Annotated in this window: 21 protein-coding genes; 8 read left to right on the forward strand and 13 right to left on the reverse strand. The window is 73.7% G+C overall.

Going from position 1 to position 23,471, the window contains the following annotated elements:
* The first annotated feature begins 76 nt into the window (after positions 1–76).
* From ACIA6B_RS19925 to ACIA6B_RS19945, 5 genes are all read left to right on the forward strand, one after another.
* The gene (locus tag ACIA6B_RS19925) at positions 77–1,789 is read left to right on the forward strand and encodes an alkaline phosphatase D family protein (protein WP_396775226.1); all 1,713 of its coding nucleotides are present in this window, start codon (positions 77–79) and stop codon (positions 1,787–1,789) included.
* 13 nt (positions 1,790–1,802) lie between these two features.
* Positions 1,803–2,228 (forward strand): MarR family winged helix-turn-helix transcriptional regulator, encoded by a 426-nt coding sequence (locus ACIA6B_RS19930; RefSeq protein WP_281935723.1) that lies wholly within the window; start codon positions 1,803–1,805, stop codon positions 2,226–2,228.
* A gap of 110 nt (positions 2,229–2,338) precedes the next feature.
* Positions 2,339–3,934: an MDR family MFS transporter gene (locus ACIA6B_RS19935; RefSeq protein WP_396775228.1), complete on the forward strand. Its 1,596-nt coding sequence runs from the start codon at positions 2,339–2,341 to the stop codon at positions 3,932–3,934.
* Complete coding sequence (locus tag ACIA6B_RS19940; protein ID WP_396775230.1) at positions 3,931–4,419, forward strand: universal stress protein; 489 nt, start codon at positions 3,931–3,933, stop codon at positions 4,417–4,419. The genes ACIA6B_RS19935 and ACIA6B_RS19940 overlap by 4 nt, the downstream gene beginning before the upstream one ends.
* A gap of 65 nt (positions 4,420–4,484) precedes the next feature.
* Positions 4,485–5,021, forward strand: coding sequence for a DinB family protein (locus tag ACIA6B_RS19945; protein WP_396775232.1), 537 nt, complete (start codon positions 4,485–4,487; stop codon positions 5,019–5,021).
* A 13-nt stretch (positions 5,022–5,034) separates the two neighbouring features.
* Here ACIA6B_RS19945 and ACIA6B_RS19950 read toward each other — a convergent pair whose 3' ends face one another.
* From ACIA6B_RS19950 to ACIA6B_RS19960, 3 genes are all read right to left on the reverse strand, one after another.
* Entirely contained in the window at positions 5,035–5,655 is a 621-nt protein-coding gene (locus ACIA6B_RS19950; RefSeq protein ID WP_107156108.1) for an HAD family hydrolase, read from the reverse strand.
* Positions 5,652–9,251, reverse strand: coding sequence for a chromosome segregation protein SMC (smc, locus tag ACIA6B_RS19955; RefSeq protein WP_396775234.1), 3,600 nt, complete (start codon positions 9,249–9,251; stop codon positions 5,652–5,654). The genes ACIA6B_RS19950 and smc overlap by 4 nt, the downstream gene beginning before the upstream one ends.
* 243 nt (positions 9,252–9,494) lie before the next feature.
* The gene (locus ACIA6B_RS19960) at positions 9,495–9,689 is read right to left on the reverse strand and encodes a hypothetical protein (RefSeq protein ID WP_107156252.1); all 195 of its coding nucleotides are present in this window, start codon (positions 9,687–9,689) and stop codon (positions 9,495–9,497) included.
* A gap of 379 nt (positions 9,690–10,068) precedes the next feature.
* Here ACIA6B_RS19960 and ACIA6B_RS19965 point away from each other — a divergent pair, with 379 nt between their 5' ends.
* Positions 10,069–11,487, forward strand: a complete 1,419-nt coding sequence (locus tag ACIA6B_RS19965; RefSeq protein WP_396775236.1) for a CAP domain-containing protein — start codon at positions 10,069–10,071, stop codon at positions 11,485–11,487.
* A 78-nt stretch (positions 11,488–11,565) separates the two neighbouring features.
* Positions 11,566–12,438, forward strand: a complete 873-nt coding sequence (locus ACIA6B_RS19970; protein WP_396775238.1) for an endo alpha-1,4 polygalactosaminidase — start codon at positions 11,566–11,568, stop codon at positions 12,436–12,438.
* Between the two features lie 52 nt (positions 12,439–12,490).
* Here the strand turns inward: ACIA6B_RS19970 and ACIA6B_RS19975 are convergent, their stop codons facing one another.
* The 10 genes from ACIA6B_RS19975 to rsmD all read right to left on the reverse strand — a co-directional run bounded on the left by ACIA6B_RS19975 (position 12,491) and on the right by rsmD (position 22,033).
* The gene (locus ACIA6B_RS19975) at positions 12,491–13,996 is read right to left on the reverse strand and encodes an MFS transporter (protein WP_396775240.1); all 1,506 of its coding nucleotides are present in this window, start codon (positions 13,994–13,996) and stop codon (positions 12,491–12,493) included.
* A gap of 209 nt (positions 13,997–14,205) precedes the next feature.
* Complete coding sequence (locus ACIA6B_RS19980) at positions 14,206–16,413, reverse strand: MMPL family transporter (protein WP_396775242.1); 2,208 nt, start codon at positions 16,411–16,413, stop codon at positions 14,206–14,208.
* Positions 16,414–16,648: 235 nt separating this feature from the next.
* Positions 16,649–17,506 carry a bifunctional DNA-formamidopyrimidine glycosylase/DNA-(apurinic or apyrimidinic site) lyase gene (gene mutM, locus ACIA6B_RS19985; protein WP_396775244.1) on the reverse strand — a complete coding sequence of 286 codons (858 nt, stop codon included), beginning with the start codon at positions 17,504–17,506 and terminating at the stop codon, positions 16,649–16,651.
* Positions 17,499–18,308, reverse strand: coding sequence for a ribonuclease III (rnc, locus tag ACIA6B_RS19990; protein WP_396775246.1), 810 nt, complete (start codon positions 18,306–18,308; stop codon positions 17,499–17,501). The genes mutM and rnc overlap by 8 nt, the downstream gene beginning before the upstream one ends.
* A complete protein-coding gene (locus tag ACIA6B_RS19995) occupies positions 18,305–19,264 on the reverse strand; it encodes a phosphate acyltransferase PlsX (protein ID WP_396775478.1) in 960 nt (319 codons plus the stop codon). The genes rnc and ACIA6B_RS19995 overlap by 4 nt, the downstream gene beginning before the upstream one ends.
* A 132-nt stretch (positions 19,265–19,396) precedes the next feature.
* Complete coding sequence (gene rpmF / locus ACIA6B_RS20000) at positions 19,397–19,570, reverse strand: 50S ribosomal protein L32 (RefSeq protein ID WP_107156117.1); 174 nt, start codon at positions 19,568–19,570, stop codon at positions 19,397–19,399.
* 5 nt (positions 19,571–19,575) lie between these two features.
* Positions 19,576–20,139: a YceD family protein gene (locus tag ACIA6B_RS20005; RefSeq protein ID WP_396775248.1), complete on the reverse strand. Its 564-nt coding sequence runs from the start codon at positions 20,137–20,139 to the stop codon at positions 19,576–19,578.
* Positions 20,140–20,266: 127 nt separating this feature from the next.
* Positions 20,267–20,764: a hypothetical protein gene (locus ACIA6B_RS20010; protein ID WP_107156119.1), complete on the reverse strand. Its 498-nt coding sequence runs from the start codon at positions 20,762–20,764 to the stop codon at positions 20,267–20,269.
* A 232-nt stretch (positions 20,765–20,996) separates the two neighbouring features.
* Positions 20,997–21,473, reverse strand: coding sequence for a pantetheine-phosphate adenylyltransferase (coaD, locus tag ACIA6B_RS20015; RefSeq protein WP_107156120.1), 477 nt, complete (start codon positions 21,471–21,473; stop codon positions 20,997–20,999).
* Complete coding sequence (rsmD, locus tag ACIA6B_RS20020) at positions 21,470–22,033, reverse strand: 16S rRNA (guanine(966)-N(2))-methyltransferase RsmD (protein WP_396775250.1); 564 nt, start codon at positions 22,031–22,033, stop codon at positions 21,470–21,472. The genes coaD and rsmD overlap by 4 nt, the downstream gene beginning before the upstream one ends.
* A gap of 248 nt (positions 22,034–22,281) precedes the next feature.
* Between rsmD and ACIA6B_RS20025 the strand changes: the two genes are divergently transcribed.
* The gene (locus ACIA6B_RS20025; RefSeq protein WP_396775252.1) at positions 22,282–23,235 is read left to right on the forward strand and encodes a cell wall anchor protein; all 954 of its coding nucleotides are present in this window, start codon (positions 22,282–22,284) and stop codon (positions 23,233–23,235) included.
* Positions 23,236–23,471: the final 236 nt, after the last annotated feature.

The following is a 23,471-nucleotide window of genomic DNA, read 5'->3' on the forward strand; positions in this document are numbered from 1 at the left end:
CGCTCGCGTTCGGAAGGCGTACCGCAACCGCCGGCCGGGTAGGAACGCCCACACGATCTTGTCGGAGGTAGACGCCGTGCCCGGTTCCCGCCTGCTCATCGGCCCACTCCTGCGCCGGGTCGTCGACACGCGGGCGACGGTCTGGGTGGAGACCAGCGCGCCCGCGGTGGTCACCGTCCGCACGGCAGACGGCGCCACCGGCAGCGCGCCGACCTTCTCCGCGTACGACCACCACTACGCGATCGTGGTGGTGACCGGGCTCACGCCGGACAGCGTCACCGAATACCAGGTGCTGATCGACGACGAGGCGGCCTGGCCGCTGCCGGACAGCGCGTTCCCGCCCAGCGTGATCCGCACCCGCGCGGCCGACGACGCCGACCAGCCGGTGCGCCTGGTGTTCGGCTCCTGCCGGGAGACCACCCAGCACTCCACCGCGCGCAAGCTGCCGCCGGACGCGCTCGACGCGTACGCCCGGCGGGTGATGGCAGCGCCCGAGGAGAACACGCTGCCCGACCTGCTGGTGCTGCTCGGCGACCAGGTCTACGCGGACGAGACCTCACCGACCGTGCGCAAGCTGCTCAAGCGGCGCCGGCGGCGGCCGAAGGACGCCCCGGCGACGCAGGTGGTCAGCTTCGACGAGTACACGAAGCTGTATCTGGAGTCCTGGCGGGATCCGGAGATCCGCTGGCTGCTCTCCACCGTGCCGAGCGTGATGATCTTCGACGACCACGAGGTCATCGACGACTGGAACACCTCGCAGTCCTGGCGGGCGGACATGCGGGAGCAGCCGTGGTGGGCCGAGCGGATCCGCAGCGGCCTCGCCTCCTACTGGGTCTATCAGCACCTGGGCAACCTGAGCCCGGACGAGATCGCCGCCGACCCGGTGTACGCCAAGGTGGTGGCCGCCGAGGACGCCACGGGCGTGCTGCACGAGTTCGGCGAGCGGGTGGACACCGAGGCCGACCTGGCGCACGACACCGAGCGCTGGCGGGCCGTGCAGTACCAGTGGAGTTACGCGCTGGACCTGGGGCGCACCCGCCTGGTGATGCTGGACAACCGCTCCAGCCGGGTGCTGCTGCCGGGCAGCCGGGCGATGCTGCCGCCGGGCGAGTGGTCGTGGTTCCTGGACCAGGCGCACGGCGCCTACGACCACCTGGTGGTGGGCACCTCGCTGCCGTGGCTGCTGCCGCCGGGCATCCACCACGTGGAGGCGTGGAACGAGCGCCTGGCCGACTCCGGCCGGCCCTGGGTGGCGCGGCTGGCCGAGCAGATGCGCCGGGCCTGGGACCTGGAGCACTGGGCGGCGTTCCGGCGTTCGTTCGAGGCGCTCGGCGAGCTGTTCGCCCGGCTGGGCAGCGGCGCCGCGGCGCGCACCGGCGCCCGGGTGGGCGCCGGTCCGGCGTACCCGCGGCCGGCGTCGATCAGCGTGCTCTCCGGGGACGTGCACCACTCGTACGTGGCCCGGGCCCGGTTCGCCGACCGCGGCGTGCAGACGCCGGTGCACCAGCTCACCTGCTCGCCGATCCACAACCAGGTGCCGGCCGCGATGCGCCCGCTGATGACGCTGGGCTGGAACCCGGGTCCGGCCGGGGCGACCCGGGCGCTGGCCCGGTCGGCCGGGGTGCGCCGGCCGCCGGTGCGGTGGCGCAAGCTGGCCGGGCCGTACTTCGGCAACGCGGTGGCCACGCTCACCCACCGGGGGCGGTCGGCCGCCGTGGTGATCGAGGGCACCACCAGTGCGGGCGAGTTGCGGCCGGTGGCGCGGCAGCAGCTCAGCGACGAGGACTGACTATCCTCTGATCATGGACGAGACGCTGCGCGCCGTGGAACACGAGTTGACCGCGCTGCTGCGCCGCGGCCGGGCGCTGTCCTGGGAGATCGCCCGCGAGGTCCACCCGAACCTGGAGCCGAACGCCTACGGGTTGTTGCTCTGGCTGCGCCGTTCCGGTCAGATCCGGCTCACCGACCTGGCCGTGAAGCTGGGCATCGGCAAGGGCACGCTGAGCCGGCAGATCGGCGGCCTGGAGACGCTGGGCCTGGTGCGTCGCGACCCGGACCCGACCGACCGGCGGGCCGCCCAGCTCAGCCTCACCGAGGAGGGCACCCGGCGGTTCGACGCGGCGCGGTCCGCCCGGCTCGGGCAGATCCGGCGGTCGCTGGAGAGCTGGCCGGCCGAGGACGTGGCGGCGTTCGCCCGGCTGATGCACCGCTTCAACGAGACGTTCTGACCTGCTCCGGCGGGAATAGGAGACGCGCCACTCGCGGTTGTTGCTCAAGGCAACCAAACCGTACGGTTGCCCGAGGCACCCATCTCCCCCCCTTTCGGAGGCAACCCACGATGACCCAGGCGACCGTGTCCACCCGGGCCCCCGCCGTCGGCATGTCCCACCGGCAGATCCTGGAGGCGCTCTCCGGCCTGCTGCTGGGCATGTTCGTCGCGATCCTCTCCTCCACGGTCGTCTCGAACGCGCTGCCCCGGATCATCACCGACCTGCACGGCAGCCAGTCCGCGTACACCTGGGTGGTCACCTCGACGCTGCTGGCCACCACCGCGACCACCCCGATCTGGGGCAAGCTCGCGGACCTGACCAGCAAGAAGATCCTGGTGCAGCTCGCCCTGGCGGTCTTCGTGCTGGGCTCGGTGCTGGCCGGGCAGGCCCAGACCACCGGCGAGCTGATCGCCTGCCGCGTGGTGCAGGGCGTGGGCGCGGGCGGGCTCACCGCGCTGGCCCAGGTGATCATGGCGACGATGATCGCTCCCCGCGAGCGCGGCCGGTACAGCGGCTACCTCGGCGCGGTGATGGCGGTCGGCACCATCGGCGGCCCGCTGATCGGCGGCGTGATCGTCGACACCGACTGGCTCGGCTGGCGCTGGTGCTTCTACGTCGGCGTGCCGTTCGCCGTGCTCGCGCTGATCGTGCTCCAGAAGACGCTGCACCTGCCCGTGGTGAAGCGGAAGGTCACCATCGACTGGTGGGGTGCCACGCTGATCACCGCCGCCGTCTCGCTGCTGCTGATCTGGATCACCCTGGCCGGCGACCGGTACGACTGGATCTCCTGGACCAGCGCGGCCATGGTGGCCGGCGCGGTGCTGCTCGGGGTGCTCGCGGTCCGGGTCGAGCAGCGCGCCGCCGAGCCGATGATCCCGCCGCGGCTGTTCCGCAACCGCACCATCACGCTCGCCGTGGTGGCCAGCGTCGCGGTCGGCGTCGGCATGTTCGGCTCCTCGGTCTTCCTCGGCCAGTACTTCCAGATCAGCCGCGGCGAGAGCCCGACCATGGCCGGCCTGATGACGCTGCCGATGATCGGCGGCCTGCTGGTCGCCTCGACCGTGGTGGGCCGGATCATCACCAGCACCGGCCGCTGGAAGCGCTGGCTGGTGACCGGCTCGCTGCTGCTCACCGCCGGCTTCGCGCTGATGGGCGGCATGCGGGTGGACACGCCGTACTGGCGGCTCGCGATCTTCATGGCGCTGATCGGCCTCGGCCTCGGCATGACCATGCAGAACCTGGTGCTGGCCGTGCAGAACACCGTCGGCACGCACGAGCTGGGCGCGGCCAGCTCCGTGGTGGCGTTCTTCCGCAGCCTCGGCGGCGCGGTCGGCGTCAGCGCGCTCGGCGCGGTGCTCGGCCACCGGGTCACCGGCTACCTCGCCGACGGGCTCACCCGGCTGGGTGTGCCGGCCGCCGGCTCGGGCGGTGGCGGCGCGCTGCCGGACGTGCACACGCTGCCCGCCCCGATCCGCGCCGTGGTCGAGTCCGCGTACGGGCACGGCGCCGGGGACATCTTCCTGGCCGCCGCCCCGTTCGGGCTGCTCGCCCTGCTCGCGGTGGTGCTGATCCGGGAGGTGCCGCTGCGCCGCACCAACGCCGACCCGGCCCCGACCGGGATCGCGCCGGAGGTGGCCCCGGCCGCCGCCCCGGTGGCCCGATGAGCGCGCCGGAGCGTGAACGGTACGGCCCGCAGGGCCGGCCGCTGCCCTACGAGCGGGGCACCGACGGGCCCCGGGTGGTGCTGGTCGGCGTGGACGGCAGCCGCACCTCGATGCGGGCCGCCTCGTACGCCGCCGGGCTGGCCCGCCGGCAGGGCGCCGGCCTGGTGGTGGTGTTCGTCAGCTCGCCGGCCCCGTACAGCGGCATCATGTCCGGGGTGGTGGCCGGCGCGGTGCAGCAGACCCACGACGAGCTGGCCGACGAGCTGCGCGCCGAGTGCCGGCGCGGGGCCGAGGAGCTGGCCCTGCCGGTGACGTTCCTGAGCCGGCGCGGCGACGCGTACGCCGAGCTGTGCCGGGCCGCCGACGAGCACCGGGCCGACCTGGTCGTGGTCGGCTCCTCCGAGCAGGCCGGGCACAAGCTGGTCGGCTCCGTCGCCACCCGCCTCGTGCGCGCCGGCCGCTGGCCGGTCGTCGTGGTGCCCTGAGGTGCAAGGAGGGTCCCCGGTTAACGCCTCGCGTTGTACCCGGGCCCCCTCCTAACATCGCCGGGATGACAACCTGGACCGCACCCGAGATCAACCGCCGCCACGAGCCCTTCGTCGCCGACGAACGCGCCATGCTCCAGGGCTGGCTGGACAACCACCGCGACACCCTGCGCCTCAAGTGCGCCGGGCTGACCGCCGAGCAACTGCGCGCCCGCAGCGTCGAGCCCTCCGGGCTGACCCTGCTCGGCCTGGTCCGGCACATGGCCGACGTGGAGCGCTGGTGGTTCCGGGTCCGTGCCGCCGGCATGGAACTGCCCGACATGTACGACTACGACAAGGACCCGGACGCCGACCTCAACGACATCGCCGACGCCGACCCGGCCGAGGCGCTCGCCACCCTGGCCGCCGAGATCGAGGCGGCCGACCGGGCGGTGGCCGACCTGCCGTTGGAGCACACCTTCCCGCACCGCCGCCGCGACGGCGACGGGTTCCACGAGATCAGCCTCCGCTGGGTCTACGTGCACATGATCGAGGAGTACGCCCGGCACAACGGCCACGCCGACCTGATCCGGGAACGCATCGACGGCGTCACCGGAAGCTGATCCGCACCCCGGTTCAGTACGCCAGCGCGGCGCGCAGGTAGCGCAGGTCGGCCGGCCCGCTCCACCGGTGCGCGGAGAGGCCGGCGACCCGGGCGCCGGCCACCGCGCGGTCCTGGTCGTCGACGAAGAGCACCCGGCCCGGCGGCGTGTCCAGCGCCGCGCAGGCGGCCTGGAAGTACTCCTTCGCCGGTTTGTGCACGCCCACCACCGAGGAGTTGACCACCACGTCCAGCTCGTCGGTCAGCTCCAGCGCGGCCAGGTCGGCGTCGAGCAGGTCGGTGGCGTTGGTGCCCAACCCGACCCGGATGCCGGCCGCCCGCACCTCGCGGACGAACGCGAGCACGTCGGGGTCCACCTCCCCGCGGTAGCGCTGCCACGCCTCGACCGCCGCGCGGGCCCGGGCCGGGTCGCCGACCGACGGGGTCAGCGCGTCCGCCACGCTCGCCATCCACGCGGCGTGGCTCATCCGGCCGGTGAGCACCGGTTGGAGCAGCCCCCAGGACATCGCGATCTCGCCGAGGACCCCCTCGGTGAGCCCGTACTCCCGCTCGACGCCGGCGGCCACCGCCGGGTCCCAGCGGCGCAGCACGCCGTCGAAATCCACCAGGAGCGCCGTGGCGCGTTCCCGACTCACTCGTCTGTCTCCTGCCCGTCGTCCTCGGCCCGGTTGAGCCGCTGGCTGATCACCTGGGTCACGCCGCTGCGCATCGTCACGCCGTAGAGCGCGTCGGCGATCTCCATGGTCCGCTTCTGGTGGGTGATGACGATCAACTGGCTCTTCTCCCGCAACTGTGCCATCAGCGTGATCAGCCGGCCCAGGTTGACGTCGTCGAGCGCCGCCTCCACCTCGTCCATGATGTAGAACGGGCTGGGCCGGGCGCGGAAGATCGCCACCAGCATGGCCACCGCGGTCAGCGACCGTTCGCCGCCGGAGAGCAGCGAGAGCCGCTTGATCTTCTTGCCCGGCGGCCGGGCCTCGACCTCGACGCCGGTGGTGAGCAGGTCCTCCGGGTCGGTGAGCACCAGCCGGCCCTCGCCACCGGGGAAGAGCACGGTGAAGACCTGCTCGAACTCGCGGGCGGTGTCCTCGAACGCGCTGGCGAAGACCTCCAGGATTCGGTCGTCCACGTCCTTGACCACGGTGAGCAGGTCCCGCCGGGTGGCCTTGAGGTCCTCCAGTTGCTCGGAGAGGAACTTGAAGCGCTCCTCCAGCGCGGCGAACTCCTCCAGCGCGAGCGGGTTCACCTTGCCGAGCAGGGCCAGTTCCCGTTCCGCCTTGGCGGCCCGCTTCTCCTGCGCCGGCCGCTCGTAGCGGACCGGCTCGGGCACCGGCCGGCCGTCCTTCTCGGCCTGCGCGACGTCCGCGTCGGTCGGTGGCACGAGCTGCGCCGGGCCGTACTCGGCGATCAGCGTGGGCACGTCCAGACCGAAGTCCTCGGCGGCCTTCGCCTCCAACTGCTCGATGCGCATCCGCTGCTCGGCGCGGGCCACCTCGTCCCGGTGCACCTGGCTGGTGAGCCGCTCCAGCTCGGCGGCGAGGCGCTTGGCCGCGCCGCGTACCTCGGACAGCTCGGCCTCGCGGGCGGCGCGCTCGCGGGCGACGGCGTCCCGGTGCTCCTCGGCCCGGGCGAGCGAGACGGTGAGCCGGGTGAGCGCCTCGCGGGCGCCGCCGACCACGGCGCGGGCGATCTCCGCACCGCGGGTGCGGGCCGCGCGGCGGGCCGCCGCGCGCTCCCGCGCGGCGCGTTCGGCGGTCGCCTGCCGGGCCAGCGAGTCGGCCCGGCCGGCGATCGAGGAGACCCGCTCCTCGGCGGTACGCACCGCGAGCCGGACCTCCATCTCGTTCTGCCGGGCGGGCGGCACCATGGCGGCGAGCTGGTCGCGTTCCTCGGTCGACGGTTCGGCGTCGATCGGGGTGACCTCGGCCAGCCGCAGCCGCTCCTCCAGCTCGGCCAGGGCCGTCAGGTCCCGCTCCCGGGCCGCCTCGGCGCGGGCCCGGGATTCGCCGAGCCGGTCCGTCTCCGCCTTGGCCGACCGGGCGGCGGCGCCCAGCTCGGCGAGGCGGCGGGCGGCGGCGTTGCGGTGGCTCTCCGCCTCCCGTTTCGCGGCGGCGGCGTGCTGCACGGCCTCCTTCGCGGCGGTCACCTCGGCCCGCGCCTCGACCAGTTGTTCCCGCAGCTCGGCCGCGGTGTGCTCGGCGGTGGCCCGGTTGGTGCGGGCCTCCTCGACCGCGGCCTGCACCTCGATGAAGCTGGGCGCCTTGGCCGACCCGCCGGCCGCCGCGTACGCCCCGACCACGTCGCCGTCCGGGGTGACCGCACGCAGCTCCGGGTTCGCGGCGACCAGCTCGGCGGCGGCGGCCAGGTCGTCGACGAGCGCCACGTCCCGCAGCGCCCGGTGCACGGCCGGGCGGATCCCGGCCGCGCACTCCACCAGGTCCGGGGCCCAGCGGGCGCTCTCGGGCAGCTTCGGGCGCAGCGCGTCCGCCGAGCCGTCCATGCCGGGCCCGGCAGGGCTGCCGACCAGCAGCCCGGCCCGCCCGGCGTCGGAGATCTTGAGCAGCCGCATCGCCTCGACGGCCTCGTCCACGCCGGTGACCGCGACCGCGTCGGCGAGCCCACCCAGCGCGGCGGCGAGCGCCGCCTCGTCGCCGGGGGCCACGGTGAGCAGCCCGGCGAGGCTGCCGAGCAGGCCGGGCACCTGGTCGGCGCGGGCCAGCAGCGCCCCGGCGCCGTCCTTGCGGCGCAGGCCGAGCGCGAGCGCCTCCTCGCGGGCCTTCCAGGTGGCGGCGTCCTTCTCGGCGGCCCGCTCGGCGTCGACGAGACCGCGCACGGTCGCCTGGGCCCGCTCGTGCGCGGCCACCGCCTCGGCGTGCCGGGCGTCCAGGTCGGCATTGTCCCGGTCCGCCTCGGTGGACTGCTCGGCGACCGCGTCCAGGTCGGCCTGCGCCTTCTCGGCGCGGCCCAACGCGTCGGCGTGCGCGGCGGCGAGTCGTTCGATCTCCTCGCCGGCGCTCGTGGTCCGCGCCCGGGCGGAGTTGACCTGGCCGGTCAGCCGGGCCAGCCCCTCGCGCCGGTCGGCGATGGCCTTGGCGGCGGCCACCAACTCCCGCTCGGCGGCGGCGAGCTGCCGTTCCAGCTCCTGCCGGTGCTCGACCGCCTCGGCAAGCCGGATCTGGTCGTCGGTGAGCGCGGCGCGCAGTTCCTCCTCCTGCTCGCGGACCCGCCGCGACTCCGCCTCCAGTTGCTCCGGGTCGCGGCCGGGCCGCTCGTCGTCGCCGGTGGCGCTGAGGTGCCGCAGGCGCTCCCGGGCGAGCTGTTCGATGGACCGGAACCGCTCCTGCAACGCGGAGAGCTTGTACCAGGTGTCCTGGGCCGCCGCCAGCAGCGGGGCGTCCTCGGCCAGGGCCGCCTCCAGCTCACCGAGGCGGCCCTGCACCTCGCCGTGCTCGCCCTCGATCTGTTCGCGCCGCTCGCGCAGCGCGGTCTCGTCAGCGATCTCCTTGTTTAGGGTGGTCCGCAGCGTGTGCAGGTCGTCGGCGAGCAGCCGGAGCCGGGCGTCGCGCAGGTTGGCCTGGATGGCGGCGGCCCGCCGGGCCACCTCGGCCTGCCGGCCCAGCGGCTTGAGCTGGCGGCGCAGCTCGGCGGTGAGGTCGGTGAGCCGGTTGAGGTTCACCTGCATCGCGTCGAGCTTCCGCAGCGCCTTCTCCTTGCGCTTGCGGTGCTTGAGGACGCCGGCCGCCTCCTCGATGAACGACCGCCGGTCCTCCGGCTTGGCGTGCAGCATGCCGTCGAGCCGGCCCTGCCCGACGATGATGTGCATCTCCCGGCCGATGCCCGAGTCGGAGAGCAGCTCCTGGATGTCGAGCAGGCGGCAGGAGTCGCCGTTGATCTCGTACTCGCTCTCGCCGGAGCGGAACATCCGGCGGGTGATGGAGACCTCGGTGTACTCGATCGGCAGCGCGCCGTCGGTGTTGTCGATGGTGAGGGTGACCTCGGCCCGGCCCAGCGGGGCCCGTCCGGCGGTGCCGGCGAAGATGACGTCCTCCATCTTGCCGCCGCGCAGCGCCTTCGCGCCCTGCTCGCCGAGCACCCAGGCGATGGCGTCGACGACGTTGGACTTGCCGGAGCCGTTCGGACCGACCACGCAGGTGATCCCGGGCTCCAGCTTCAACGTCGTGGCGGAGGCGAAGGACTTGAAGCCCTTCACCGTCAGGCTCTTGAGATGCACCTTCTCGATCCTCGTCCGGTGGCCGCCGTACCGTCGCCGGAGCCGCGGACCTGGTGAACCCGCAGACTAACCCGCGACCGGGACGCCGCCGGCACGCGACCCACCCGGTTTCCGCAGGCGCAATTCCGAAACGCCTCGCAAGATCGATAATTGCGGAAAGGGTACGCACATGGCTGCGCGCCGGCACTGAAGTGTCGGCGCGCTTTTCGGTGTGGTGCGATTCAGTTTTCCGGCGACTGGAACTCAGGTCAGCGCGGGCTCGGCGAGACGGAGGAGGTCGTCGGCCTCCGCTGCCGCCGCCGCGAGCCGATCGTTCTCGGCGCGCAGACGCGTGATCTCGAATTCCAGTGCCTGAACCCTGGCACGCAGTCGGGTGACCTCGTCGAGCAGACGCCGGTCGGACGCTGCACCTACGTGGCCGTAGAGGGCCTTCGCCATGCTGAACTCCTCGATATGCGCTGCCGGAAAGGCCGGCCAACGCGCGCCCATGATGTTCGCGGCTGCCATTCCCGCTGTGCATCGGGACATGGCTGGGCGCGACTGGCGACACCTATATATTGAGCCGAACCCCCCTCCTTCGTCAAGTTGCCGCAGGCCGTAGATCATCTCCACGTCGGCCGGGCCACTCACCGGGGGGCTGCCACAAAGGGCGCGGACACGCTCTGTCCGGACGCCTTCACTGTACGCCCGGGTGTCCACCGAACACCTCCCCCTTCCCGCCCGGTTCGCCTTAACTCTTTCTTAGCCACGTTGCCGCTGCTCGGGCCGCGCCCGTAGCGTCACCCCGGCCCGCAACCGACCCGTGGAGGCGACAGGCGTGTACCGCTGGACCGACCCGATCGACCCGGACGACGCCTCCCGGCGCCCCGAGCCACCGACCGACCAGGGTCCGGCGTGGCTCACCGACCGGCCCGAGCCGCGGTCGTCGTACCTCTTCGGGGACGAGTCCGGGCAGCCACCTGCCGGCCACCTGCCGCCCACCCTCGACGCGGACCGCTACGGCGACACCGCCCGCCCCGGCCACGGCCCGGCCGACGCCACCGGGGCGCACCCGGGCTGGGGCCACCCGGCCGAGCCGGCGTACCGCCCGCCCGCCGGCTACGGCCACGGCGACCAGCCGGGGTACGGCCCGGCCGCGCACCCGGGTCACGGCCCCGCCGCCGCGTCCGGCTACGACCAGCCCACCGGCTACGGCCAGCCCGGTTACGACCAGGCCGGTTACGACCAGCCGGGCTACGACCAGCCCGGTTACGACCAGCCCGGTTACGACCAGGCCGGTTACGACCAGCCCGGCTACGGGCCCGCCGCCGCGCCCGGCCGCGGCCAGGCGCAGCCGGCGTACGACCCCCGGGCGCCGTACGCGCCGGGCGACAGCTACCCGGCGGGCCGGGACCGCTGGAACGGCGAGGAGCCGGCCGGCGGGTGGGAGCAGCCCACCGCCGCCTGGCAGCCGGTGACCGACACCCCGGCCGACGACGACCGGCGCCGGCCGAAGCGGCGACTGTCCCGACCGTTCGTGATCGGGGGCGCCGCCGCCGCGGCCACCCTCGTGGTGAGCCTGGGCGTGGGCGCGGTGCTGCTGCCCGGTGACGACGGGCCGGCCGAGCGGGCCGCCGTGGACGCGCCGGTGGCCGCCGCCCCGTCGCCGACCGGGGAGTCCGACGCCACACCCGCCGCGGACGCGTCCGCCTCCGGCTCGGCGTCCGCCAGCCCGTCCACCGCGCCGACCACCGCCAAGCCGAGCCCGACGAAAAAGGTCGCGCCGAAGCCGAGCCGGACCACCGCCCCGTCGCGCCAGCAGCAGCGCAGCAGCGCGCCGAGCGGCACCACCGCCCGGACCACCTCGGGCGGGCTCAGCGCCGAGTTGCAGCAGGTCGTCGACCTGGTCAACCAGGAGCGGGCCAAGGCCGGCTGCAAGGCGCTCGGCGTCGACACCAAGCTGACGCTCGCCGCCCAGCGGCACAGCCAGGACCAGGCCGACCACAAGACCATGACGCACGACGGCAGCGACGGCAGCGACGTCGGGCAGCGGCTCGACCGGGCCGGCTACGCCTGGCGGGCGTACGGCGAGAACGTCGCCTGGAACCAGCAGAGCCCGGCCGCGGTCATGGACGCCTGGATGAACTCCCCCGGGCACCGGGCCAACATCCTGAACTGCTCGTTCACCGAGATCGGGGTGGGCGTGGCGCGCAGCAACGGGCCGTACTGGACGCAGGACTTCGGCACCCCGCGCTGACCGGCGCGTCGTGACCGGGTCGGCGCTCGTTGACCGGTCGGGGGCGGCGTCGGGCCGCCCGCGTCCGGGGAGCTGTCGATGCGGATCCGGCCGGCGTACGCCGTGCCGCGCTCCCGGCCGGTCCGCGTCCGCCGACGAGGGCCGCGCCGGGGCGTGGCGCTGGCGTTGACCGCGCTGCTGCTCGCCCCGCTCCCGGGCTGCCGGGACCAGCTCGCCCCGCCGCCCGGCGCCCCCACCTCGTGGCCGGCCGCGCTGGCCCGCCGCTGGACGTGGCAGTGGCAGCTCACCGGCCCGGTCGACGTCTCGGTCGCGGCGGACGTCTTCGTCCTCGACCCGGTCGCCACCACCTCGACCGAGACCGCCGCGCTGCGCGCCCGGGGTCGCCGGCTGGTCTGTCAGGTCCGGGTGGGCACGTACGCGACAGGCGACCCGGACGCCACCCGCTTCCCGGCCGCGGTACGCGGCGCGGCGGTGCCGGGGCGGCCCGGTAGCCGGTTCCTGGACGTCCGGCGCTGGGACGCGCTGGAGCCGGTGCTGGCCGACCGGTTCCGGCTCTGCCGGGGCAAGGGCTTCGGCGCGGTGGCGCTGTCCGACGTGGACGGCTTCCGGCACCGCTCCGGCTTCCCGCTCGGCTTCGACGAGCAGGTGCTGGTCAACCGTCGGCTGGCCGGGCTGGCCCGGCGGTTCGACCTCTCCCCCGGCCTGGTCGACGACGTGACGCAGGTGGCCGCGCTGGCGCCCGACTTCGACTTCGCGGTCAACCAGGAGTGCGTCCGCCGGCGCGAGTGCGCGAAGCTGCTGCCGTTCGTCGACGCGCGCAAGCCGGTCTTCCACGTCGAGTACGTCGGCGAGCCGGCCACGTTCTGCGTCACCTCGGTCGGCTACGGCTTCGCGTCGATCCGCAAGGACCGCGCCCTCGACGCCTGGCGCGCCTCCTGCCCGCTGCCGTGAACGCGGCACCGCCCCCGCCCGTCGTGGGCGGGGGCGGTGGGCGTGTTCGGGGTCAGCCGGCGCTCGCGCCGGTGGTCGAGGTCGGGCTGCCGGCGTCGCGCTGCGACGGCAGGTCGGGGTGCTCGGCGCTGAGCGGGGTGGCCAGGTCCTCCAGGGACTTGCCTTCCGCCTTGACGCCGAGCGCCAGTTCCACCAGACCACCGATGATCATGATGGTGGCGCCGATGACGAACGCGATCACGGTGTCGCCGACCTGGCCGCTGCCGACCAGCTTGGCGAAGAGCAGCGGGCCGGTGACGCCACCGGCGGCGGTGCCGATCGCGTAGAAGAACGCGATCGCCATGGCCCGGGTCTCCATCGGGAAGATCTCGCTGACCGTCAGGTACGCCGCGCTGGCCCCCGCCGAGGCGAAGAAGAGCACCACGCACCAACAGGCGGTCATGGTCACCGCGCTGAGCACGCCGGAGTGGAACAGCCAGGCGGTGCCGAGCAGCAGCACGCCCGAGCCGATGTACGAGCCGGCGATCATCGGCACCCGGCCCACCGTGTCGAACAGCTTGCCGAGCAGCAGCGGGCCGAGCAGGTTGCCGACCGCGATCACCGCGAAGTAGTAGCCGCTGTTGCCGGGCGGGACGTCGAAGAAGGTCTCCAGGATCTGGGCGAAGCCGAACGTGATCGCGTTGTAGAGGAACGCCTGCCCGATGAAGAGCGAGAAGCCCAGCGTGGCGCGCTTCGGGTAGCGGCGGAACAGCGTCTTCGCGATCTCCAGGAAGTTCGTGCTCTTCCGCTGCCGGATCTCGATGTAGTTGTCGGCCTCGGCGAGGTCCCTGCCGGTCTCCCGTTCCACCTCGGCCTCGACGGAGTCGACGAGGTGGTTCGCCTCGTCCGCCCGACCGTGGATGAACAACCAGCGTGGGCTCTCCGGCACGTGCCGGCGGACCAGCAGGATCACCACGCCGAGCACCGCGCCCATGCCGAACGCCACCCGCCAGCCGAGGTTGGTCGGCAGGCCGTTGAGCAGCGGTACGGTCAGCAGCGCGCCGATCGCCGCGCCGAGCCAGAACGTGCCGTTGATGATGATGTCGATCCGGCCGCGGTGGCGGGCCGGGATCAGCTCGTCGATGGCCGAGTTGATGGCCGCGTACTCACCGCCGATGCCCATGCCGGTGAGGAACCGGAACAGGAAGAACCACCAGGTGTCGAACGAGAGCGCGGTGAGCGCGGTGGCCACCAGGTAGAGCCCCAGCGTCAGCAGGAACAGCTTCTTGCGGCCGAACCGGTCGGTGAGCCAGCCGAAGAAGAGCGCGCCGGTGCACGCGCCGGCCACGTAGAGCGCGGCGGCCAGGCCGGTGACCTGGCTCTGCGTGATGTCCAGACCGCTGCCCGGCTCGGCCAGCTTCCCGGACAGGTTGCCGACGATGGTCACCTCGAGACCGTCGAGGATCCACACCGTCCCGAGACCGATCACGATCATCCAGTGCCAGCGGGACCACGGCAGCCGGTCGAGGCGGGCCGGGACGTTGGTCCGTACGGTGCCGGTCGACACGTCGGTGCTCATGACGCCCGCCGGAGGGATTCGGGAGCCGGGGCGGAGGTAGGCGCCTCCGGCGAGAGCTGTTCGTCCATGGCCGCCCAGATGCCCCGGGGCCACCAGCACTAATCCTGCCTTCGGCTTTCCCGGTCGGATGGGAACCGGCTGGGAATCGGATGGCAGTCGCATGGGAGTCGCGGCGGGGGGCCGGATCGGACGATCCGGCCCCCCGTCGGTCAGCGGGCGCCGACCAGTTCCGGCGCCGGCGCGGGCGGCGGCTCGGCCGGCGGGCCGGCCACCCGGCGGCGCAGGAACCGCGGCGCCCACCAGTTCGCGTCACCCAGCAGCGTCATCACCGACGGCAGCACCACCGCGCGGATGATCGTGGCGTCCAGCAGGATCGCCGCCGCCAGCCCGATGCCGAGCTGCTTGAAGTCGATCATGCTGAGCGTGGCGAAGATCGAGAAGACCCCGACCATCACGATCGCCGCGCTGGTCACCACCGGCGCCGAGGAGGTGATCCCGTACGCCACCGCCTCCCGGTTGGGCATGCCCCGGTCCACCGCCTCGCGGATCCGGCTGACCACGAAGACGTGGTAGTCCATGGAGAGCCCGAACAGCACCACGAACAGGAACAGCGGCAGCCAGGTGACGATCGCGTCCATCGAGGTGAACCCGAGCAGCCCCTCCGCCCAGTCGCTCTGGAAGACCAGCACCAGGAGCCCGTACGCGGCGCCGACGGAGAGCAGGTTCAGCAGGATCGAGGTGAGCGCCACCACCACCGACCGGAACGTCCAGGCCATCACCAGGAACGTCAGCGCCAGCACGAACGCCGCGACCACCGGCAGCTTCGCCCAGATGTGGTCGGCGTAGTCCTCGCTGGCGGCCACCCCGCCGCCGACCGCGTACTCCACGCCGGGCACGCCGTCCAGGGCGGCCGGCACCAGGTCGTCGCGCAGCTCGTGCAGGGAGCGGGACGCCTCGTCCGAGCGGCTGGCGAACGGCGTCGCCACCTCCAGCACCGACACCCGCCGGTCCGTCGACACCCGGATCTCCGGGCCGTCCCCCTCGGCCGGCGCGAAGAGCGGGTCGGTTGCGGTACGGGCGGCCAGCCCGGTGAGCGCGGCCCGCACCCGGTCGGCCTGGTCGGCGGGCGCCCGCACGGCCACCGTGTGGCTGGTGCCGTTGCTCGGGAAGGCCGCCGCGAGCCGGTCGTACGCCTGCATGGCCGCCGTGGTGCGCGGCACGTCCTCGGTCCCGGGGAACTTCAGCTTCATGCCCAGCGCGGGCGCGGCCAGGGCGAGCAGCAGCGCCACCGACACCAGCAGGGTGGCCACCGGCGCGCGCAGCGCGGGCCGGAGCACGGCCGGCCAGAAGCGGGGACGCCGCCCGGGACGCGGGGTGGTGAGCCGCCACAGCAGCGGCACCCGGGGCCGGTCCACCCACCGGCCCAGCTTGGCCAGCAGCGCCGGCAGGACGGTCAGCGAGCCGAGCACCGCCACCGCGACCACCAGGATCGAGCCGACCGCCAGCGACGAGAAGATGGCGTCCTGGGCGAGCAGCAGGCCGGCCATCGCGATGATCACGGCGGTGCCGGAGACCACCACGGCGTGCCCGGACGTCTCCGCCGCGACCTCGACCGCGTCCAGTCCGGACCGCCCCTTCGCCCGTTCCTCACGCTCGCGCCGCACGTAGAACAGCGAGTAGTCGACGCCCACCGCCATGCCGATCAGCAGGATCACGCTGGCCGTGGTGTCGGTGGCCGGCACCAGGTGCGAGGCGAGCGTGGAGAGGCCCATCGCGGCGGCCACCGAGGAGAGCGCGAGCAGCACCGGCACGCCGGCGGCGATCAACGCGCCGAACGCGATGATCAGGATGGCCAGCGTCACCGGCAGGCTGAGCAGCTCGGCCCGCTTGAAGTCCTTGCCGAGCGTGTCGTCGAGCGCCTTGTCGATCGACGGGCCGCCGACCTCCTCCACCCGCAACCCCGGATGGGCGGCCTGCACACCGGCGGTGGCGTCCCGCAGCGGTCCCACCCGGTCCCCGGCGGTCTCCGGGTCGCCGGACATGGTGACCGGCAGCAGCAGCGCGCTCCCGTCCCGCGACGGCATCGGCGTACCCACCGACGCGACGCCCTCGACCTGCCGCAGCCGGGCCGCGGCGTCGGTCGCGGCGGCCTTCGCCGCGGCCGGGTCGAGCGGGCCGGACCGCGCGGTGATCAGCACGTTCTCGGTGGCGGCCCGGTGGAAGCCGCCGTCGTCGACGATCAGCTCGGCCCGCCCGAACTCGCCGATCGCCTGATCCGCGTCGGTGGCCTCGTTCAGCCCGGCGGCGTTGCCGCCGACGAAGCACACCGCCACGAACACCACCCACAGCGCGATGGCCCGCCACGGATGCTCCGCACTCCACCGTGCCAACCGCACGGTCACCGGTCGCCTGCCCATATCCGGGTCCCCCTCCAGCCGTCGGCCCCGTGCCGACGTCTGGAGACGCTAGGCAGCCGACGGAGCCCGGACATCGGGGAACGGCCCCGGCTCCTCCCCGATAGGGCTGGCCCTACCCGGCGGCCGGAACCGGCCGCGCCGGTCCGGCGGAAAGGGACATTTCAGGGTACGTCGCGGCGGGCCCCCGGGCCCGGTCCGGCGCAGCACACCGGCGCAACCCCGAGCCGGCTCGGGGTCATCCCCGGAGCGTGCCCCGGGGACGCGGCTGGCAGCGCGGGCAACTGTAGGAGGAACGGTTCATGAACGCCTCCCGCCGGATCGGCGCGCCGCAGCGCGGGCAGGGCTCGCCCTCCCGGCCGTACGCGTTCAACGACCTGTCGAAGTAGCCGCTCTCGCCGTTGACGTTCACGTACAGCTCGTCGAAGCTGGTGCCGCCCTGCTTGATCGCCTCGCCGAGCACGTCCCGCACGTGGCCGAGCAGCCGCAGCGCCGCCGGCCCGGTCAACGCGTCGGTCGGCCGGGCGCCGTGCAGCTTCGCCCGCCACAGCGCCTCGTCGGCGTAGATGTTGCCCACGCCGGAGATCAGCGTCTGGTCGAGCAGCGCCCGTTTGATCTCCGTACGCCGGCGGCGCAACGCGGCCACGAACGCGTCGTCGGAGAACTCCGGGTCCATCGGGTCCCGGGCGATGTGCGCGATCTCGGCCGGCAGTTCCGCCCCGCCGTCGGAGACGGACAGCCCGCCGAACGTGCGCTGGTCGACGAAGCGCAGCTCCGGGCCGTCGTCGGCGAACCGGAACCGGACCCGCAGGTGCAGCTCGTCGGCCGCGCCGACCGGTTGCAGCAGCAACTGCCCGGACATGCCCAGGTGGCCGATCACCGCGTCCCCGCTGTCCAGCGGCAGCCAGAGATACTTGCCCCGGCGGCGGACGTCGGTGATCGTCCGGCCGGCCAGCACGTCGGCGAAGTGCGCGCCGCCCGGCGCGTGCCGGCGTACCGCCCGGGGATGGCGCACCTCGACGGCGCTGATCCGTCGGCCGACCACCCACTCGGCCAGCCCCTGCCGGACGGTCTCGACCTCGGGCAGCTCAGGCACGGCCGGCGCCCGCCTCGGCGTCCTCCGGGTCGGCCGCCGCCCCGGCCTCGGCCGCCGCCCGCGCCTCGGCCTCCGCCCGCGCGGTCGCCTCCGCCTGCTCGGTGAGCATCCGCCAGGCCGACTCGGCGGCCCGCTGCTCGGCCTCCTTCTTGCTGCGCCCCTCCGCGCCGCCGTACCGGTTGCCGGCCACCACCACCCAGGCGGTGAACGTCTTCAGGTGGTCCGGTCCGGTGCCCTCGATCCGGTACTCCGGCACGCCCAGCCCCAGCGCGGCGGTCAACTCCTGGAGGCTGGTCTTCCAGTCCAGCGCCGCGCCCCGCCCGGCCGACTCCGCCATCAGCGGGTCGAAGAGGCGGTGGATCACGATGGCGGCGGTGTCCAGGCCGTACTGGAGGTAGATGGCGCCGAGCAGCGCCTCCAGCGTGTCGGCCAGGATGCTCGCCTTGTCCCGACCACCGGTGGCCTCCTCGCCCTTGCCGAGCAGGAGGTACGCGCCCAGCCCGTCCGGGCCGAGGCCACGCGCCACGTCGGCCAGCGCGCGCATGTTGACCACGCTGGCCCGCAGCTTCGCCAACTGCCCCTCGGGCAGGTCCGGGTGGTTGTGGAAGAGCGCGGTGGTGATCACCACGCCGAGGACCGAGTCGCCGAGGAACTCCAGCCGCTCGTTGGTGGGCAGCCCGCCGTTCTCGTACGCGTACGAGCGGTGGGTCAGGGCGCGTTCCAGCAGCTCCGGGTCGAGCGACACCCCGAAGGCCGCCTCGAGGAGGCCGACGGGAGCACGCCGCCGCTTGTCGTTGGTCATGGTGCTACCTCGGTGTCGTTGCGGTCAGGTGCGGGATCGTGCGGGATCTCGGCGAGCAGGGCGCGGACCGTGCCGGCGGCGTCGCGACGCCAGAGGTGGGCGGCCAGCGCGATGCCCGAGGCGACGTCGTCGGGGCCGGCCGCGCCGTGGCACACCACCACGGTGCCGGCCACCCCGAGCAGGGCCGCCGCGCGGGGCGCGCCGCCGCTGACCGGCGGCCCACCGGCCATGGCGTACGCGCCCTCGATGGCCTTCAGCAGGACGTTGCCGGTGAAGCCGTCGGTCACCACCACGTCGGCGCGACCGCCCAGGGAAAGGTCGAACCCCTCGACCAGGCCGACGTATCGGGCGCCGCAGGGCAGTGGCACGGCGGCGAGCGCCGGGTCGGCGGCGCGGCGCAGGCGGTCACCCTTGCCGGCCTCGTGGCCGACGGAGAGCAGGCCCACCCGGGGTGCGACGACGCCGTGCGCCACCGCCGCGTAGGCGGCGCCGAGAACGGCGTGCCGGGCCAGCGTGGCGGGGCCGGGTTCGAGTGTGCCGCCGACGTCCAGCAGGACCACCGGTCCGGCGACGGCCGGCAGCGTGGCGACCAGCGCGGGTCGGCGTACCCCGGTCCAGCGGCCCAGGCCGAGCGCGGCGGCGGTGACGGTGGCCCCGGTCGAGCCGGCGGAGACCACGGCGTCGGCGAGCCCGTCGTGGACGGCCTGCACGGCCGTGCGTACCGTGCTCTCGCCGCGTGCGGCGGTCGGATGGTCGGCCATGCCGACGGCGGCCCGCACCGCGCGGACCGTGACCCGGGCGCGGTGCGCCGGGTCGAGCGCAGCGATCAGCCCGTCGGCCACCTCGGTCGGGCCGACGAGCATCAGGCGCAGGTCAGGGTCGGTGCGCACCGCCCGCAGAGCGCCGTCAACCACGACGGCGGGAGCATCGTCCCCGCCGAGGAGGTCGACGGCGATCCGCGCGGTGCCCGGCTCCGTCGGCCCGCCGGCCGGGGAACGGCCGGCGGCGGAGGGAGCCGGGGCACCGGGCGTGAGCCGTGGTGCGCGCGCCGCCCGACCGGTGGTCGGGGGCGTCACTCGGCGTCCAGGTCAGACCTCGAGAACCTGGCGGCCGTTGTACGTGCCGCAGACGGAGCAGGCGGCGTGCGGCAGCTTCGGCGACTTGCACTGCGGGCAGGCAACGGTCGACACCGCCGTGGCCTTCCAGTTCGCCCGGCGGGCGCGGGTGTTGCTGCGCGACATCTTGCGCTTGGGGACGGCCACGGTTCCTACTCCTCTGTACGGGTCAGTTGCGACAGGCCCGCCCAACGCGGGTCGACCTGCTGGTGACTGTGGTCGGCCGGCAGATCGTCCCAGTGCACCCCGCAGTCGGGGCACAGGCCTGGGCAGTCCTCCCGGCAGAGCGGGTTGGTCGGCAGCGCGAGCACCACCGCATCCCGCAACGCCGGCTCCAGGTCGATCAGATCGCCCTGCATCCGGCCCACCTCGTCCTCGTCGGTCGTCTCGTCCGTGGTGCTGTCCTCGTACGCGTACAGCTCCTGGACGTTCACGACCACCGAGTCGTCGATCTCGCGCAGACAGCGACCGCACTCGCCCTTGACGGGACCGGCGACGGTCCCGGAGACGAGCACGCCCTCGGACACCGACTGCAACCTCAGGTCGAGGTCGAGGTCCGCGCCGGCCGGCACGCCGATCAACTCCACGCCGAGGTCCGCCGGTGCCGTCACGACCCGCCGGAGCTCACGCAACGCGCCAGGTCGACGCGGCAGGTCTCTCGTGTCGAGGACCAGCGGCGACCTGGGGTCGAGTTGGCTTGGCGAATGTTTGGGCATAGTCAGACTCCGGCCGGTGAGAGGCCGACAAAAAAGGTTACCTGGGAGACCGGCGGACCGTCGAACCGGGGGCGTGTCCGCCCCGGCCCGGCGGCGGCCGGCTGTCGGCGACCGGCCCGTGCGCCGCTCAGAAGGGTAGCGGGCGGTCGGCCTCGTCCCCCGCGAAGGTGCCGATCTCGCGCAGCGCGTGCATCTTGTCCCGGCCGCGCTCTATCGAGGCCAACGCCCGGGTCAGGAACTGCTCGAAGTTGGCCAGCGCGGTGTCGACGTAGTCGTCCACCTCCTCGCGGAGGCGCTGCGCCTCGGCCCGCGCCTCGCCGATGATCCGGGCGCCCTCGTGCTCGGCGGAGACCGTGATCTCGTTCACCGAGACCAGGCGGGCGTGTTCCGCCTCACCCTCGCTGATGATCCGGTCGGCCTCGCGCTTGCCGGCCTCCATGATCTTGTCCCGTTCCTCCAGCAGCGCGGCGGCCCGGCGCAGGTCGGCGGGGAGCTCGGCGCGCAACTCGTCGAGCACGGCGATCATCTCACCGCGGTCGACCATGCAGTTGTTGCGCGACATCGGGACGGAGCGGGCCTGCTCCACCATGGCGATCAGTTCGTCGATGCGATCGAGCGGGTCCACCGGCGCCTCACTCCTGTCTTCGTCGGCCGCCCTCCATGATGCGGCCTGCGCCCGGTTCCGGCGCTGCCCCCATCATGTCGCGCCCCGCCACTCCCGCCCCACCCCGCCCACCCGGCGCGTCGCCCCCCGCCCCACCCTCGCCGTTGATCTTGCACTTTCCGCCCCGACATGTGCCGCGAAAGGGACAACTGCCAGGCCACAAGTGCAAGATCGGCGGGGATTGGGGGCGGGGTCAGGGGCGGAGGCGGGCGACGAGTTGCTCGCGGACCAGGTCGGGGACGTGGGCGGAGATGTCGCCGCCCCACTTGGCCACGTCCTTGACCAGGCTGGAGGAGAGGAAGGAGTAGAGCGGGTTGGTCGGCATGAAGAGCGTCTCCACGCCGGCCAGGCCGATGTTCATCTGGGCCATCTGCAACTCGTAGTCGAAGTCGCTGACCGCCCGCAGGCCCTTGATCAGCACGCTCGCCTGCTGGTCCCGGCAGAAGTCGACGAGCAGGCCGCGGAACGACTCCACCCGGACGTTGTCGTACGAGGCGGTCACCTCGCGGAGCATCGTGATCCGCTCCTCGACCGTGAACAACCCCTGCTTCGACTGGTTGACCAGCACGCCGACGATCACCTCGTCGAAGAGCCGGCTGGCCCGGCCGACGATGTCGAGGTGACCGTTGGTGACCGGGTCGAACGAGCCCGGGCAGACCGCACGTCTCATGATCGGCGACCGTACCAAAGGGTGGTCTCGCCGTAGCGGCGACTGCGCTCCGGCGTGACGCCCTCCACCCAGTCGACCGGTCCGGATCGGCGGGACCGCTCGACGACCACCAGGGCGTCCGGGGCGAGCCAGTCGCCGTGCACCAGCGCGGCCAGCATCGCGGTGACCTCCGCGGCCGGCACCGCGTACGGCGGGTCGGCGAAGACCACGTCGTACGGCCCGCCGTCCGGCCCGGCCGCCAGCACGCCGGCCACTTTGCCGGTGACCAGGCGGGCGGCCGGCGCGGCCCGGAGGGTGGCGATGTTCTCCCGGATCACCCGGGCGGCCCGGGCGTCCGACTCGACCAGCAGCACGTGCGCCGCACCCCGGGACAGCGCCTCCAGCCCGACCGCGCCGGAGCCGGCGAACAGGTCGACGAAGCGCGCCCCGGCCAGGTCGAGATCGGCCTGCACGGCGCTGAACAGCGCCTCCCGCACCCGGTCCGAGGTCGGTCGGGTGCCGGCGCCGGGCGGCGCGGCGATCCGCCGCCCACCGAACGCGCCGGCCACGATCCGGGTCACCGTCGTTCCCTCCGCATGCCCCGACGCTACGCGACCGCGGACACGGGACGGGCGGACCACCGGGAGCGACGGTTCGTGACCCCCCGTACATCTATGATCTCAAATTCATAACGGACCCTTTACGACCCGTAGATCTCGGTAACGCCCACAGTGTCGATCTCGCTAGGGTCTGCCCGGTTGCCGAGTGGACGCGTGACTCCGGTCCGTCCGCCGCACCCTCTCCGCACCTCCCCTCATCAGGAGAAGACGTGAACCGTCTCAACCTCCGGCGTGCCGCCGTCCTCACCGCCGGCGCGCTGATCGGCCTCGCGGGCGTCGCCACCACGGCCGCCCCCGCCGCGGCCCACCACCCCGAACCGTCCGGCAGCTTCTGCGCCACCAAGGACGGCACGGTCACCGTCACCTGGTCGGTGATCAGCAGCGAGCGCGACATCTCCGGCCGGATCACCAAGCTGGAGTCCACCGTGCCCGGCGACATCACCGGCGGTCTGACCGTCGGCGCGGAACTGAAGAAGCAGAGCGAGGGGCCGCTGACCGGCACCCAGACCCACACGTTCACCGGTGCGATCCCGGAGCTGAAGCTGACCGTCGGGGCGCACTGGGAGCGGGGCCGGCAGTCGCACGACGGTGAGCGCACCGTGGTGGCCCGGCCCAGCCGCGACTGCGAGGTCGTGGCGAGCCCGTCGCCGTCGCCCAGCTCGCCGTCGCCCAGCGGCACGCCGGAGCCGACCCGGTCACCCGAGCGGCCCACCCCGACGCCGTCCGCGTCCGTCTCCACCCCGCCGAGCCCGTCCGCGACGCCGTCCGCCCCGGCCGAGCCGGCCGAGCCGATCTTCAAGCTGGACCAGGACTGCGACTCGATGACCTTCATCGTGGAGAACCCGGCCAAGGGCATCCCCTTCACCGCCACGCTGACCACCGAGAAGGGCGTCACCAAGAAGCTCACCTCAGCGCCGGGCAGGACCACCTCGGTCGAGTTCGACGCCTACCGGGGCCTCAAGGTCACCGTGAAGTACGACGTCGTTGAGGACGCCGAGACCGTCCCGTACTCCCAGCCGGAGGACTGCTCCGGCCAGGGCGGCGGCCTGCCGGTGACCGGCCCGGCCGCCGGCGCGATCGCCGGTGGCGCCGCGCTGCTGCTGGCCGCCGGCGCGACGCTGTTCGTGGTGGCCCGCCGCCGCCGGATCCGCTTCACCGCCTGACCCGCCCGCACCCCCGGGGCGCGTCGACCACCCGGTCGGCGCGCCCTCGCATCCCCAGCGCCTCACGGCCTCACGCGCCTCACCCGCCTCACCCGCCTCACGCGCCTCACGCGCCTCACCCGCCTCACGCGCCTCACCCGCCTCACGCGCCTCACCCGCCTCACGCGCCTCACCGCCTCAGCGCGCCTCACGCGCCTGTTTCACGGAAAGAGTGGCCTTCGGGGCCCAGTTAGCCA

The organism is Micromonospora sp. NPDC051141, assembly GCF_044455765.1.
Lineage (GTDB): Bacteria > Actinomycetota > Actinomycetes > Mycobacteriales > Micromonosporaceae > Micromonospora.

Excerpts from the sequence above, each read along its gene's own strand:
- ACIA6B_RS19930 (WP_281935723.1), top strand. The coding sequence starts at position 1,803 with ATGGACGAGACGCTGCGCGCCGTGGAACACGAGTTGACCGCGCTGCTG.
- ACIA6B_RS19935 (WP_396775228.1), top strand. The coding sequence starts at position 2,339 with ATGACCCAGGCGACCGTGTCCACCCGGGCCCCCGCCGTCGGCATGTCC.
- ACIA6B_RS19940 (WP_396775230.1), top strand. The coding sequence starts at position 3,931 with ATGAGCGCGCCGGAGCGTGAACGGTACGGCCCGCAGGGCCGGCCGCTG.
- ACIA6B_RS19945 (WP_396775232.1), top strand. The coding sequence starts at position 4,485 with ATGACAACCTGGACCGCACCCGAGATCAACCGCCGCCACGAGCCCTTC.
- ACIA6B_RS19960 (WP_107156252.1), bottom strand. The coding sequence starts at position 9,689 with ATGGCGAAGGCCCTCTACGGCCACGTAGGTGCAGCGTCCGACCGGCGT.
- ACIA6B_RS19970 (WP_396775238.1), top strand. The coding sequence starts at position 11,566 with ATGCGGATCCGGCCGGCGTACGCCGTGCCGCGCTCCCGGCCGGTCCGC.
- ACIA6B_RS19975 (WP_396775240.1), bottom strand. The coding sequence starts at position 13,996 with ATGAGCACCGACGTGTCGACCGGCACCGTACGGACCAACGTCCCGGCC.
- ACIA6B_RS19980 (WP_396775242.1), bottom strand. The coding sequence starts at position 16,413 with ATGGGCAGGCGACCGGTGACCGTGCGGTTGGCACGGTGGAGTGCGGAG.
- rnc (WP_396775246.1), bottom strand. The coding sequence starts at position 18,308 with ATGACCAACGACAAGCGGCGGCGTGCTCCCGTCGGCCTCCTCGAGGCG.
- ACIA6B_RS20005 (WP_396775248.1), bottom strand. The coding sequence starts at position 20,139 with ATGCCCAAACATTCGCCAAGCCAACTCGACCCCAGGTCGCCGCTGGTC.
- coaD (WP_107156120.1), bottom strand. The coding sequence starts at position 21,473 with ATGAGACGTGCGGTCTGCCCGGGCTCGTTCGACCCGGTCACCAACGGT.